Consider the following 13241-nt stretch of genomic DNA (forward strand, 5'->3'; position numbering starts at 1 on the left):
GCCTGGCGTTTTAGCCAGGCTACTCTGGACGATGCCAGAGGTTGATCATCCATTGACGTCCCTCAGTTGCTGCTGGAGGTCATTTTCCCCCCAGCCTTCTGCTCAAAGAACATCGGGATCGGGTAGGTGAAGCTGTTCAGCCAGCGCTGGAAGGACAGGTCACGCTCAGTGACCGATGCAGTTTGTCGAAAAGGGGAGGCAACCACACCACGAATCTGTAGCTGCATCCACTGTTCGGTGCCCTTTTGCGGCGCCGAGGAGGGACCTGGCTCAATAGCCCAGGCACTGGTGGACAGGCAAGCCATGCACACAATCAACAGCCCTTTGGTATTCATCTCGACTCCTCGTACGTTCTACTTGATCGCAGCATTGGCTGAGGCATCGACTACGGCCTCAGTCTTGCGATTCCCCTCGGAAGCCACCGCTTTTTTGGCAGAGGCCTTGAGTTTTTCCGCTCGGGTTTGAGCCTCTGCAACTTGCTGGGGACTCAAGCTGGCGCGGTTCGCGAGTTCGGCAGCCGCCTTCCAGTTATCCTGATAGATCAGCAGCGTCACCATGTTGAGTGCCGCCAGTGAATCCGCCTGCTTGAGCTCCATGGCCGTCATGAACTCGAAGCGTGCTTCAGGGATCCGTCGCTGATTGAGGTAGACGACCCCCAGGTCATTGCGCATCTTGTCGTCGGTGGGGGACATCTTCACCGCGCGTTCGAGGTGAGTGGTAGCGCCGGCGTTATCATTTTTGGCCGCGGCCAACTGGCCCAGGCCATGTTCCCCTTCAGCGGCCAGACAGGTGCCGAGCAGGCTTTGATACAACGGCTCCGCATCTTTACGCCCCATCAAGCGCAGCACCCGGGCCTTGCGCAGACGAACCTGGACCAGGTCATCGGGCAAACCTTCCAGGTTCGCCAGGCTGGCGTACAAACGGCCTTCGTTGGCCATGTTGTCGGCCAGGTTCAGGGCCAACTCTTGCTCCGAAGCGGGTTTGGCACAACTGCCCGGTCGCGAAACGATACCGTTGGTGGCACAACCTGCGAGCATCAATGTCGCCGTTATTGCAATGACTGCTTTCATCGAGTGTCCTCTGGCTACAACACGTTGAACGCCTGGCCAATGGCAATACAGCTGGCCCGCCAAGCGCTCAAGGTCACCGTTAAGAGTGAGGGCGAAAGCCCGGTTCAGCGTCTGGCTCCGGTTCATTGCGAGAGCCCGGTCTTACTGTCGAAATCACCATTTTCGAGGAAGAACATGCGGTAGAAGTTCGGGTCGTAATTGCGCAGCTGCTCGCCAGGCAACGACGGCAGTTGTGCATTGGCAGCCAGGGGCTGGACCAGATGCGGGGTGACGATCATCAGCAGTTCGCGCTCCTCACGGTTGACGGAGTTGTCGCGGAAGAACGCGCCCAGAATCGGGATATCGCCCAGCCCCGGGAATTTGTTCACCTGGGAATTGTTGCGAGTGCTGATCAGGCCGCTGATGACGAAGCTTTCGCCGTCGGCCAGGGAGATGCTGGTGTCGGTACGGCGTATGGTCAGCGCCGGAACTATGGTGCCGGCGATGCTGACGGCGTTGGTGAAGTCCAGTTCACTGACTTCCGGCGCCACCTTCAGGGCGATACGGTTTTTCTCGATGATGGTTGGCGTCAGGGTCAGGCGGATACCGAACTCCTTGTACTCGATGGAGATGTTATCGCTGCCCGAACTGGGCACCGGAATCGGTACTTCACCGCCGGCCAGGAAGCTCGCACTCTGCCCGCTGAGCGCCACCAGGCTTGGCCGCGCCAGGGTATAGGCGAAACCGCTGCCTTCCAGCGCGTTGATCGCTACCAGGGTATTACCGGTAGCAAAGTTGAGGTTGAACATGCCGTTGTCCACCGGCACCGACGGTGTGACGACGCCGCCAATGGTAGGCAAGGTTCTCGGCGAGCCGAACAGGAAGTTGCCGCGGGTGCCGAAAATAGACGCTGAGGCTTCCTTGAGTTTGGTCCGGCTGACTTCAACGAAGCGAATATCGGTCTGTACCTGGCTCGGCAGCAGCGGGTCTTCGTAAGGTCCGGTCGACGCGCTGGTCAGCGCCGAGGTGGCCCGGCCCTTGACGAACACCATGCTATGGCGCGGCTCTTTCGAACAGCCGGTCCAGACCATCAGGCTGGTGGTGCCCGGTGTCAGACCAGTGAGCAGGAAGGCGTTGGGGTTGTTGCCGCTGGGTTGCACATCGGCAATTTTCGGGTCACCCACGGCCAGTTGCGTCACCGGAACCGGAGTGCGCAGTTCACTCTGAAGCCCCTGACCGACCTCGAACGTTGTCGGCATACTGTCCATCTGCGAACAATTGGCCGCCGCGGCCTGAGCCGCGTCCACGCTGAGGCCCATCCAGAACAGGCCATGGATAATTCGCTTGAAAGCGGGCACGGTACGATAGCTCATTAAGTGCATCCTCGCTGAATAGGCCATCTACAAGGCAAACCAAGTTGCCTTGGATCACTACAAGGGGCCTGAGTCGACCCTCAACCTCGCCAGAGCACTTACCACTAACGATTAATGCCCCCGGCAATATTCCTTGGTGCTACACGCAAGCAGGTGCAATACGCTGATCCGAATGAACAGCGAGCAACCTTCTAAAACGGCTTTTAGTGATCCAGATACCTGGGCTGCCGACCCGAGCAACAGGCTCAGGCTCGACAACCATCGCGGTTATAGGCGGCACTTCCCGCCAACCTGACTCCCCTAAAAAGCAACCGGCAACCACAGCTCTGCGCCGGAAAACGCCTGTCAGGATCATAGTGAGGTAACTCCTTTTGCCAATTCGCTATCTGATCTCTGAACCTAAACGTCAAAATTCAAACCGTTATGACTTCTTCTTGTTTGAAGGTAGTTCAAACAAAGCAAAGCGCCATGATTTAAAACAAAACTTTAAGGGCAGAGTGCGGAGATAGCCGTGTTGCTGGCGTGGGAGCCGCATAAAGTGCGGTTCGACGAGGCGACTAAGGCAGCATGACTTACATGGACAGAATCAGGCGTCCTGCGAACAGAATGAGGATCACCCCCATGGTTCTTTCGAACCAGTGGCCCATGCGCATGAACAGCAGTCGCACCCGGGCGCTGGAAAAGAACAGGGCCACGATCACGAACCACAAGGCGTTCACGAAACACATCCACAACCCGTATAGCGCTTGAATCTGCAGCGGTGTCGTAGCGCTGATGATGGTGGTGAAAATCGCCAGGAAGAACAGCGTTGCCTTGGGGTTGGTGGCGTTGGTCAGAAACCCGGTGCTGAAAGCCTTGAACAACGTCTGTTGCTCAGTTGACGCTGCCGCGCCGTTGTCGCCTTCAATCGCCACTTTGGGTTTGCTGCGCAACAGGCTCACACCGAGGTACAAAATGTAGGCCCCCCCGATCACCTTGGCCACCGTCAATAGCCAAGGCGTGGTGTGCATCAATGCGCCGACGCCGAGCAAGGTGTACAGCACATGCACGGAAATGCCCGCGCCGATGCCCAGCGCCGTGCAGATGCCCACTAAACGCCCGAAACGCACGCTTTGGCGGATGGTCACGGCGAAGTCCGGACCGGGAGCTACCACGGCCAGAAAATGGATGGTTGCCAGCGCCAGAAACTCGCCCAGGTAATTCGAAAACATCTCAACTCCAGAAAGTCAGGGGGGAAGCATTGCCGCGATAGCCGACAAAGAAAGAAAGGCTCAATCGCGGATCGTCCACACCCGGCGTCACCGAGTGCATGCGGCGTGAATTGAACATGATGAAATCACCGGGCTCAGGGCGAATTTCCAGGGTCGGAGGGCCGAGCAAGGCCGGATCGATGCCGTAACTGTCGCCACGCATCTCGTCGAACTGGTCCGGGGAAATGTCGTGGTCCCACATCTGCAAAGCGCCGCCCTCGGTCGGCATGTTCAGGTAAACATTGCAGGCGAACTGCGCTTCCAGGCTTCTGGCCTGGAAGCTGTCCGGGGCGTCCTTGGCGAAAATGTCGTGATGGGCAAGGAAGCACACGCCGGGTTTGACCACGCGCGATAGCCCGACATACATCTTGCGGCCATAGAGATTTTCCAGATGCGCCCCCGCCGGCCAGGACTCATCGAGCATGCAGCGCAGGGTGTCGACAGGCGAGGAGTAGGGCGCACAACGGCTGCGCAACTCGGCAATGTTGCTGGTGGCGCGCTCGAAATAGTCTTCGATCAGCAGTGGCTGGTTTTCCGCTTCGTAAAACGCCATGCCGATGCGACCGATGCTCGGTGCGTTGATGTAGCCTTCAAAGCCGGGGGCGAGGATCTTGTCGCCGATCTGGATCGCCAGTGGCCGAGGCAACAAGCCTCTGACGCGGATGGCGAGGACTTCTTCGTTGGCCAGTTTTTGTATGCACGTCTCATCGAGACGCTCGACGTCAAGCATCATGTCTTAGGTCCATCTATCAGATAGTCAACAGAGCCCGCGAACGCAGGCTCCTCCGGCGTCAGGCGATGACGGGGTCGACATCGCCCAAAAGCTCAATCCACGTGGTAGTGGACTGACAGCGTTCCCTTTTTCTGCGAAAGGGAAGCGATCGTGACCTTGCCCAAATCCTTCAGGCTACGTACATGGGTGCCGCCGCAGCCGTAGGCGGGCAGCTCACCGAAACCGATTTCACGGGCGCCTTCGCGCAACGACGTCAAGCGTGGCAGATCATGGGCGATCCATTGCTTGATGCCGTGCTGAATCGTCTGGGCATCAACCTCCTGCGCGCCATCGCCCGGTTTGAATTGCACACGTCCTTCATCCGGCCAGTGATGAGCCTTGATCGGCATCCAGCCCATGGCCTGGACGAAGTGACCGATCAGGTGCCCCGCCGAATGCATGCGCGTATTGAACTGGCGGCGTTGCTCGTCGACCCGAATCTGGATCATGCCGAGTTTTACCGGGTGGTCGACGAAATGGATGATCCGCTCCGTTTCCTGCACCACGCGCAGCACCTGGCTTTCGCCGATCCAGCCGGTATCACAGGGTTGCCCGCCGCCCTGGGGGTGAAACAGAGTGGCGCGCAGCACCACGGCGAACTCGTTCTCATAGGGCGTGCAATCCAGGACTTCCACGTTGGCCCTGAGGTCATCACTATGGAAAAAGAGGCGAAGCGTCATATTCCATGCCCTTATTAAAGTTTCTATTTTTATTATATGAACCGTGGAATTGCGTGATAATCCGTTCAACCATCAAAGGACTGTTGCGCTGTGAGCATAAATCTTCCCCTGCCGCTGCTCGGTGAAATGGCGATTTTCGTCAAGGTTGTCGAAACCGGCAGTTTCTCCGAAGCGGCGCGTCAGTTGGGGTCTTCCCCCTCGGCGGTGAGTCGCAGCATTTCGCGGCTGGAGAAGGCGCTTGCCACGCGTTTGTTGCAACGAACCACGCGCAAGCTACGCCTGAGCGACGGAGGCGAAGAGGTGTTCAAGCGCTGCCAGGAGATGGTCAGCGCGGCGAAGTCGGTGATGGAAATCAGCGGTCAGTTCACCCAGGAAGCGGAAGGGCTGGTGCGCGTCAGCGTGCCCAAGGCCGTCGGGCGATTTGTGATTCATCCACATATGCCGGAGTTTCTGCGGCGTTATCCCAAAGTGGATGTGGAGTTGTTGCTCGAGGACCGCCAGGTGGATTTGATCGATGACAACGTCGACCTGGCCATCCGTATTACCGATCGGCCCCCTGCGGGGCTGGTGGGGCGCCAATTGCTGACCATCGACCATTTGCTCTGCGCCACGCCGCAGTACCTGGCCGAGCACGGCACACCGACTCATCCCCACGACTTGCTCAATCACAGCTGCATCTATCTGGGCGAAACCCCGAGCGATGCGCGCTGGAAGTTCAAGAAAGGCAGTAAAGCCGTGACCGTCGGCGTGCGCGGACGTTACGCCGCCAATCACACGGGCGTGCGATTGGGCGCGGTATTGCAACACATCGGGATCGGTAGCCTGCCGTACTTCACCGCCCGTTATGCGCTGGAACAGGGGCTGATTGTGCAGGTATTACCGGACTGGACCTTTCTGGCGTCCTACCACGGAGGCGCCTGGCTGCTGCATTCGCCCACCCGCTATCTGCCGCCCAAGTTACGGGTATTCATCGACTATCTGGTGGAATGCCTGGAGAAGGAGCCGACCTTGAGCAATCCGGGCAAGCCAAGCGCGATGGGCAAGGGCGCGGCAGCGTATGAGTTGCCGGAGAGTGATGGGTTGTTTTGATCTTTACCCGGCCAACAAAAAAGGCCCGCATGATTAACCATGCGGGCCTTTTGCGTTACTGATTGGAGATCAGTGCTTGCTGTCCTGGTTCGACATCGCCAGCAGCTGTTTTTCCTGATTCCAGTCGAACGGTTCATCGTTCTGTTCGGCTTCGAAGCGACGTTCTTCCAGTGCCTGGTACAGGTCGATTTCATCATCGGGCATGTAGTGCAGGCAGTCACCGGCGAAGTACCACAGCAGATCGCGCGGCACCAGGTGGGCGATTTGCGGATAGCGGGTGATGATCTGGCACAGGATGTCCTGGCCCAGGTATTGGCTTTCGATCGGGTCGACCGGCAGCAACGCACGCAGTTCGTCGAAGCGCTCCAGGAACAAGGCATGGCTTTCTTCGGGAACCTGTTCGGCCTCACCTACGGCGACCAGGATACTGCGCAGGTGGTCGAGCAAGACGAGATGATCGGCAACGACATTGGACACGAGATAAGTCCTCAAGAGCAAAACGGGCGCAGGAGTATAAAGCTCCCGCGCCCCTTTTTCACAGGGTAAAGCGCCCCATGATGGTAAGGCGACACACGGTCCTCTGGATTAGCGGACCTTGCCCTTGCCCAGCACCAGCACCTCTTTATCGAAATCATCGACGTCGATCACCTTGCGCCGCGCCACCTCCACCTCACGCAAGGTCTCCGCTTCAACCGGTTGCAAGACGCCAGCCTCCAGTGCGGCATCGATGACCGACTCCCCGACAGAGGGTTTGACCTGGCGACTTCTCAGCGCCGTGTTGAGTTTTTTCTGTAGCGGTTTGGCGGCGTTCAGCAAGTCGCAGGCGTGCTGCAAGGCGCCGACCGGATCCTCTGTCGATTGCGGGCGATAGCAGCCCGCCAATAACTCCTCAAGGGTCGGGTCGCCCTTGGCGCGGCCGAGGACTGCGGCGACTTTGGCCGCCAGTCTGTCCGACGGGCCTCTGTGCCGGCGACCGAACGGGAACACCAGTACCCGCAGCAAGCAGCCGAGTACCTTGTTCGGAAAGTTGGTCAGCAGTTCGTCCAGCGCACGCTCGGACTGGCCGAGGCTCTCTTCCATCGCCCAGGCGAACAACGGACGCATATGCTCCGGCGAATCGAGATCGTGATATCGCTTGAGCGCGGCGGAGGCCAGATACAGGTAGCTGAGCACATCGCCCAGACGTGCGGACAAGCGTTCGCGGCGTTTCAGGTCGCCGCCCAGCAGCATCATGCACTGGTCTGCAAGCATGGCAAATGCTGCGGCCTGACGGTTGAGGGCGCGCACGTAGCGTTGGCTGAGCTTGTCCCCGGGCATGTGTTCGAAATGCCCGAAGCCAAGGTTCAGCACCAGGGTGCTGGCGGCGTTGCTCACGGCAAAACCAATGTGATTGAGCAGCAGGGCGTCGAATTCGATCAGCGCCTGTTGTTTGTCTTCGCGGTGGACAAGGGCCATTTCCTTGAGCACGAACGGATGGCAGCGAATAGCCCCCTGGCCGAAGATCATCAGGTTGCGTGTCAGGATGTTCGCACCTTCGACCGTGACGGAAATGGGCGCACCTTGCCAGCTACGCGCGAGATAGTTGTTCGGGCCCATGATGATGGCCTTGCCGCCGTGAACATCCATGGCGTGGCTGATGCACTCGCGACCGCGTTCGGAGAGGTGGTATTTGATGATGGCGGAGGGCACCGACGGCTTTTCGCCGAGGTCGACGGCGTTGGCGGTGAGCATCCGCGCGCTGTCCATCAGCCAGGTACTGCCGCCGATCCGCGCCAGTGCTTCCTGAATCCCTTCGAAGGCTGACAGCGGTGCGTTGAATTGCTCGCGAACCTGTGCATATTGGCCTGTCACCAGGCTGCTGAACTTGCCCGCGGCGGTACCGATGGCAGGCAGCGAAATGGAACGCCCGACCGACAGGCAGTTCATCAGCATCATCCAGCCTTCGCCGAGCATTTCCTGACCGCCGATGATGAACTCCAGCGGTATGAACACATCCTTGCCGGCGTTCGGGCCGTTCATGAAGGCGGCGCCCAGCGGCAAGTGACGGCGGCCGATGTCTACACCGGGAGTCTGGGTTGGAATCAATGCGAGACTGATCCCCAGGTCGACTTTATCGCCCAATAGATGATCCGGGTCATAGGCCTTGAAGGCCAGGCCGATCAAGGTCGCCACCGGACCGAGGGTGATGTAGCGTTTTTCCCAGTTCAGGCGCAGGCCGAGGGTTTCCTGGCCTTCCCATTCACCTTTGCAAATCACCCCGGTGTCGGTCATGCCCCCGACGTTGGAACCGGCCATCGGGCCTGTCAGGGCAAAGCAGGGGATATCGTCGCCGCGGGCCAGCCGTGGCAGGTAATGATTGCGTTGTTCGTCGGTGCCGTAGTGCAGCAGCAGTTCCGCCGGGCCGAGGGAGTTGGGCACCATGACGGTGGAGGCCAGGTCACCGCTGCGGGTCGCCAGTTTCATCGCGATCTGGGAGTGCGCATAAGCCGAGAAGCCTTTGCCGCCGTACTCCTTGGGAATGATCAGGGCAAAAAAGCCATGCTGCTTGATGTGATCCCAGGCCTTGGGCGGCAGATCCATCAACTGGCCGATCTGCCAATCGCTGACCATGGCGCAGAGCTCTTCGGTCGGGCCATCGATAAACGCCTGTTCCTCTTCGCTCAGCTGCGCTTTTGGATAGGCCAGCAGCTTGTTCCAGTCCGGACGACCGCTGAACAGCTCGCCATCCCACCAGACCGTGCCGGCTTCAATGGCTTCACGCTCGGTTTGCGACATGGGCGGCAGGTTTTTTTGAAACCAGTTGAATATGGGCGCCGTGAACAGTTTTCGGCGCAGGTCCGGCAGCAACAGGGGGGCGGCCACGGCCGCGAGCAACACCCAGAAAATCAGCAGCAGCCAGACGGGGGCATGGCTCGCATGTCTGAAGATGCCCATCGCCAGCAGATAGACAGCGATGATGCCCAAAGCGGGCAGAGGTGCGGTGCGGCGATGTGCCAGCCAGGCAATCCCGACCACCAGAACCAGTATCCACAACAGCAGCATAATTAATTCTCCTGAAGCCAGGGGCAAAACCACTCTCAGAGCTTAGACGGCATCCATAAAAGTGGGTGGTCGGAGCGATCGGGTTGAGCTTGTAGGACGAAACGGCCGGACTTCGTCAGTTATTTCGATGCAGGGCTCGTCAACAGGGCGGGCAAGCGCTGATATTTGGCCGAAACGTCGTTATCTCTGTGCTGAAGGTGTCGCTAGACTCGTGGCTTCCCCCAGGAGATAGCTCCCATGCACGCGTATCTGAGCCCCGGCCGCTTCATCGACAGTGACCATCCCTCGGTGGTGGAGTTCGCCGAAAAACATCGTGGCGCCGGGCGCGATCCGCAGGAGCAGGCGATCAATCTCTATTACGCCGTGCGCGAGGCCGTGCGCTACAACCCCTACACCTTCAGCCGTGATCCGCAGACCTTGCGCGGCAGCTATGCGCTGGCGGCCGGGGAGAGTTATTGCGTGCCCAAAGCCACGCTGCTGGCAGGTTGCGCTCGGCATTGCGGGATCCCGGCGCGTATCGGTCTGGCGGATGTGCGCAATCACCTGTCGACGCCGCGCCTGCTCGAACTGCTCAAGAGCGATGTGTTCGCCATGCACGGCTACACCGAGCTGTATCTGGACGACCATTGGGTTAAAGCCACGCCGGCTTTCAATCAACAACTCTGCGAGTTGTTCAATGTCGCGCCGCTGGAGTTCGACGGGATCAACGACAGTGTGTTCCATCCCTTCAACCGTGACGGCGAGCAACTGATGGAATACCTGGTCGATCACGGCCAGTTCACCGATGTGCCTGAAGCGTTTTTTTTCGAGCACCTGGAAAAGTGCTATCCGCATTTGTTCGGCGAGCGGCTGCCGCTGCAACTGGGTGACATGCAGAGCGATTTGAGTCGCGCCTGATCCGGCGTATGCTGCCTGCGCATTCATCCAACAAGGGGCGGTCATGCTGAAAATCTGGGGTCGGAAAAATTCGTCGAATGTCAGAAAACCGTTGTGGGCCGCCGAAGAGCTGGGCCTGGCCTATGAAGCCATCGACGCCGGCGGTGCCTTTGGCGTGGTCGACACGCCTGAGTACCGGGCGATGAATCCCAACGGTCGCGTGCCGGTGATCGAAGACGACGGCTTCGTGCTGTGGGAATCCAACACCATCGTGCGTTACCTGGTGGCTCGCCATGCCAGCGGCACTGCCTGGTATCCGACGGACCTGCAAGCCCGTGCCTCGGCCGAAAAGTGGATGGACTGGACCACCTCAAGTTTTGCCGCGCCGTTTCGCACGGTGTTCTGGGGCGTGTTGCGCACCCCGCAAGAGCAGCAGGACTGGCCGGCCATCAAGGCTGCGATCAAGGAGTGCGACGATCTGCTGTCGATGGCCGATCAAGCGCTGGCGGTTAAGCCATACCTGTCGGGCGATGAGATCGGCATGGGCGACATTCCCTTGGGCAGCTTCATTTATGCCTGGTTCGAGATGCCGATCGAGCGCGCGCCGCTGCCACATCTAGAAGCCTGGTACGCACGGTTGAAACAGCGTCCGGCCTATCGCAAAGCCGTCATGACCGCGTTGACTTAATACTCACTATCAACACGCGTGACTGTACTTGTGTGGCGGCGACAAGCACCATTGCGCTCATGCGCCGCGGTTGCATTGCTCGCCGCCCGCCCTTATTTATTCCTTTCTTCCCTTCCTGGTGCGTAAATCCGATATGAGTTCCGCTCTGTCCATCCGGCAGCTAACCAAAACCTACGGCAACGGTTTCCAGGCCTTGAGCGGTATCGATCTGGACGTCGCCGAAGGTGACTTTTTCGCTTTGCTCGGCCCGAATGGCGCCGGCAAATCCACGACCATCGGCATTATCTCGACCTTGGTGAACAAAACCAGCGGCACGGTGAATGTGTTCGGTCACGACCTGGACAAGGAACCAGCGGCGCTCAAGCGCTGCATTGGTGTGGTGCCCCAGGAGTTCAACTTCAACCAGTTCGAAAAGACCTTCGACATCGTCGTGACCCAGGCCGGTTACTACGGCATCCCGGCGAGAATCGCCAAGGAACGCGCCGAGCAGTACCTGACCCAACTGGGGTTGTGGGACAAGCGCGATGTGCCGTCACGCTCCCTGTCCGGCGGCATGAAGCGCCGACTGATGATCGCCCGGGCGCTGGTTCACGAGCCACGCCTGCTGATCCTCGACGAACCGACGGCGGGGGTGGACATCGAATTGCGTCGCTCGATGTGGACCTTCCTCACTGAACTGAACAAGAAAGGCATCACCATCATCCTCACCACCCACTACCTGGAGGAGGCTGAGCAGTTGTGCCGCAACATCGGCATCATCGACCACGGCACCATTGTCGAGAACACCAGCATGAAGCAGTTGCTCAGCCAACTGCATGTCGAGACGTTCCTGCTGGACCTGAAGAACACCTTGCAAGTGGCGCCGCAGTTGCTTGGTTACCCGGCCAAACTGATCGACAGTCATACCCTGGAAGTCCAGGTCGACAAGGCCATGGGCATTACCGCGCTGTTCACCCAGTTGGCGCAGCAGAACATCGAAGTGTTGAGCCTGCGTAACAAAACCAATCGCCTTGAGGAGTTGTTCGTGTCCCTGGTGGAGAAAAATCTGTCGAAGGTGGCGGTATGAGTTCCGAGCTGCAACCCAACCTCGTCGCCCTCAATACCATCGTTTACCGTGAGGTCAAGCGCTTCACCCGGATCTGGCCGCAGACTTTGCTGCCGCCAGCCATCACCATGGTTCTGTACTTTGTGATCTTCGGCAATCTGATCGGTCGGCAGATCGGCGGCATGGGTGGCTTCACGTACATGGAGTACATCGTGCCGGGGCTGATCATGATGTCGGTGATCACCAACTCCTATGGCAACGTGGTGTCGAGTTTCTTTGGCAGCAAGTTCCAGCGCTCCATCGAAGAACTGATGGTGTCGCCGGTGTCGCCCCATACGATTCTGATCGGCTACACCCTGGGCGGCGTGCTGCGCGGGTTGATGGTCGGGCTCATCGTGACGCTGCTGTCGCTGTTCTTCACCACGCTACAGGTGCATCACCTGGGCGTGACCGTTCTGGTGGTGCTGCTGACGGCGACGATCTTCTCGTTGCTGGGTTTCATCAACGCGGTATTTGCGCGCAATTTCGATGACATCTCGATCATCCCGACCTTCGTGCTGACACCGCTGACGTACCTGGGCGGGGTGTTCTACTCGATCAGCTTGTTGCCACCGTTCTGGCAGACCGTTTCGCTGGCCAACCCGGTGCTGCACATGGTCAACGCCTTCCGTTACGGCATTCTTGGCGTGTCGGACATCAAGATCAGCGTGGCGATCGCTTTCATGCTGGTAGCGACTGTTGTGCTGTACATCGGTTGTGCGCGGCTGCTGGTGAGTGGGCGTGGGATGCGTACCTGATCGAGCTCCTTCGCGGGCAACATGTTTTTTGATGGTGTACATATCCGTTCCTTTGGTAACGGCGGCTGGCGGTTTCGCTCTTACAGCGAGTCACTTTGAAAAGCCCAAAGTAACCCAAGGCTCTTGCCCCTTTCGTTCGGCCCTTCGCCTAGGCTCAGGGTGCCCTCGCTCCGGTCCTGCTCCGTGGGCCCGCCGCCATCGGCCATCCATGGCCGGGGGCGGCTAACCCGGCATCCCTGCCGGGTTGCCCACTGCGCAGAACCTCCACTCGGCCTCTCGATGGGGCGTGCACCGCCAAAACCAGAGCGAGGCGGCCTACCGGCCGGCCTGATCTCATGGGCACGCACTTCCCTGTAGGAGCTGTCGAGCGAAGCGAGGCTGCGATCTTTTGATCTTGCTGTGGCTTCTGCTTTGGCTTTGGATCTGGATCTGGATCTACCGCCCCTTTCCCAGAGGCCGAACGCAGGTATTGCGCAGGGGGCACCGCGGCAGGGATGCCGCGGTAGCCGCCCCCGGCCATGGATGGCCGATGGCGGCGGGCCCCCGGAGTAATGCCGGAGTGAGGGCATGCCGAGCCTAG

Annotated in this window: 13 protein-coding genes; 5 read left to right on the forward strand and 8 right to left on the reverse strand. The window is 59.2% G+C overall.

All coding sequences use genetic code 11. The annotated features are described in order from the left end of the window. Window positions 1-62: 62 nt before the first annotated feature. From AC07V0_RS23575 to AC07V0_RS23600, 6 genes are all read right to left on the reverse strand, one after another. Window positions 63-335 carry a DUF3613 domain-containing protein gene (locus AC07V0_RS23575; protein WP_018926249.1) on the reverse strand — a complete coding sequence of 91 codons (273 nt, stop codon included), beginning with the start codon at window positions 333-335 and terminating at the stop codon, window positions 63-65. 18 nt (window positions 336-353) lie between these two features. Then, window positions 354-1070 carry a tetratricopeptide repeat protein gene (locus tag AC07V0_RS23580; RefSeq protein WP_026286433.1) on the reverse strand — a complete coding sequence of 239 codons (717 nt, stop codon included), beginning with the start codon at window positions 1068-1070 and terminating at the stop codon, window positions 354-356. Between the two features lie 122 nt (window positions 1071-1192). Continuing rightward, window positions 1193-2422 carry a type II and III secretion system protein family protein gene (locus AC07V0_RS23585; protein WP_064616561.1) on the reverse strand — a complete coding sequence of 410 codons (1230 nt, stop codon included), beginning with the start codon at window positions 2420-2422 and terminating at the stop codon, window positions 1193-1195. A gap of 572 nt (window positions 2423-2994) precedes the next feature. Then, on the reverse strand, window positions 2995-3633 hold the full coding sequence (locus AC07V0_RS23590) for a LysE family translocator (protein ID WP_192350879.1): 639 nt from the start codon (window positions 3631-3633) through the stop codon (window positions 2995-2997). 1 nt (window position 3634) lies between these two features. Continuing rightward, window positions 3635-4405: a 2OG-Fe(II) oxygenase gene (locus tag AC07V0_RS23595; protein WP_019581187.1), complete on the reverse strand. Its 771-nt coding sequence runs from the start codon at window positions 4403-4405 to the stop codon at window positions 3635-3637. 92 nt (window positions 4406-4497) lie between these two features. Continuing rightward, window positions 4498-5124, reverse strand: coding sequence for an alanyl-tRNA editing protein (locus AC07V0_RS23600; RefSeq protein ID WP_018926244.1), 627 nt, complete (start codon window positions 5122-5124; stop codon window positions 4498-4500). A 90-nt stretch (window positions 5125-5214) separates the two neighbouring features. On the opposite strand from AC07V0_RS23600, the gene AC07V0_RS23605 reads away from it, so the two are divergent. Then, the gene (locus AC07V0_RS23605; protein ID WP_064616565.1) at window positions 5215-6213 is read left to right on the forward strand and encodes a LysR family transcriptional regulator; all 999 of its coding nucleotides are present in this window, start codon (window positions 5215-5217) and stop codon (window positions 6211-6213) included. Window positions 6214-6282: 69 nt separating this feature from the next. Here the strand turns inward: AC07V0_RS23605 and AC07V0_RS23610 are convergent, their stop codons facing one another. Both AC07V0_RS23610 and AC07V0_RS23615 read right to left on the reverse strand, forming a co-directional pair. Further along, entirely contained in the window at window positions 6283-6690 is a 408-nt protein-coding gene (locus AC07V0_RS23610; RefSeq protein WP_007938686.1) for a PA2817 family protein, read from the reverse strand. A gap of 108 nt (window positions 6691-6798) precedes the next feature. Continuing rightward, window positions 6799-9255: an acyl-CoA dehydrogenase gene (locus tag AC07V0_RS23615; RefSeq protein ID WP_192350881.1), complete on the reverse strand. Its 2457-nt coding sequence runs from the start codon at window positions 9253-9255 to the stop codon at window positions 6799-6801. Between the two features lie 237 nt (window positions 9256-9492). On the opposite strand from AC07V0_RS23615, the gene AC07V0_RS23620 reads away from it, so the two are divergent. The 4 genes from AC07V0_RS23620 (at window position 9493) to AC07V0_RS23635 (ending at window position 12661) form a co-directional block, all read left to right on the forward strand. Next, the gene (locus AC07V0_RS23620) at window positions 9493-10152 is read left to right on the forward strand and encodes a transglutaminase-like domain-containing protein (RefSeq protein ID WP_192350883.1); all 660 of its coding nucleotides are present in this window, start codon (window positions 9493-9495) and stop codon (window positions 10150-10152) included. 43 nt (window positions 10153-10195) lie between these two features. Then, window positions 10196-10819, forward strand: a complete 624-nt coding sequence (locus tag AC07V0_RS23625; protein ID WP_018926240.1) for a glutathione S-transferase family protein — start codon at window positions 10196-10198, stop codon at window positions 10817-10819. Between the two features lie 133 nt (window positions 10820-10952). Further along, window positions 10953-11885, forward strand: coding sequence for an ABC transporter ATP-binding protein (locus AC07V0_RS23630; RefSeq protein ID WP_018926239.1), 933 nt, complete (start codon window positions 10953-10955; stop codon window positions 11883-11885). Next, window positions 11882-12661 carry an ABC transporter permease gene (locus AC07V0_RS23635; RefSeq protein ID WP_018926238.1) on the forward strand — a complete coding sequence of 260 codons (780 nt, stop codon included), beginning with the start codon at window positions 11882-11884 and terminating at the stop codon, window positions 12659-12661. Before AC07V0_RS23630 ends, AC07V0_RS23635 begins: the two co-directional genes overlap by 4 nt. The last annotated feature ends 580 nt before the right edge of the window (window positions 12662-13241 follow it).

Source organism: Pseudomonas sp. GW821-FHT01E10 (assembly GCF_059422365.1).

Excerpts from the sequence above, each read along its gene's own strand:
- AC07V0_RS23575 (WP_018926249.1), bottom strand. The coding sequence starts at position 335 with ATGAATACCAAAGGGCTGTTGATTGTGTGCATGGCTTGCCTGTCCACC.
- AC07V0_RS23580 (WP_026286433.1), bottom strand. The coding sequence starts at position 1,070 with ATGAAAGCAGTCATTGCAATAACGGCGACATTGATGCTCGCAGGTTGT.
- AC07V0_RS23585 (WP_064616561.1), bottom strand. The coding sequence starts at position 2,422 with ATGAGCTATCGTACCGTGCCCGCTTTCAAGCGAATTATCCATGGCCTG.
- AC07V0_RS23590 (WP_192350879.1), bottom strand. The coding sequence starts at position 3,633 with ATGTTTTCGAATTACCTGGGCGAGTTTCTGGCGCTGGCAACCATCCAT.
- AC07V0_RS23595 (WP_019581187.1), bottom strand. The coding sequence starts at position 4,405 with ATGATGCTTGACGTCGAGCGTCTCGATGAGACGTGCATACAAAAACTG.
- AC07V0_RS23600 (WP_018926244.1), bottom strand. The coding sequence starts at position 5,124 with ATGACGCTTCGCCTCTTTTTCCATAGTGATGACCTCAGGGCCAACGTG.
- AC07V0_RS23615 (WP_192350881.1), bottom strand. The coding sequence starts at position 9,255 with ATGCTGCTGTTGTGGATACTGGTTCTGGTGGTCGGGATTGCCTGGCTG.
- AC07V0_RS23620 (WP_192350883.1), top strand. The coding sequence starts at position 9,493 with ATGCACGCGTATCTGAGCCCCGGCCGCTTCATCGACAGTGACCATCCC.
- AC07V0_RS23625 (WP_018926240.1), top strand. The coding sequence starts at position 10,196 with ATGCTGAAAATCTGGGGTCGGAAAAATTCGTCGAATGTCAGAAAACCG.
- AC07V0_RS23630 (WP_018926239.1), top strand. The coding sequence starts at position 10,953 with ATGAGTTCCGCTCTGTCCATCCGGCAGCTAACCAAAACCTACGGCAAC.
- AC07V0_RS23635 (WP_018926238.1), top strand. The coding sequence starts at position 11,882 with ATGAGTTCCGAGCTGCAACCCAACCTCGTCGCCCTCAATACCATCGTT.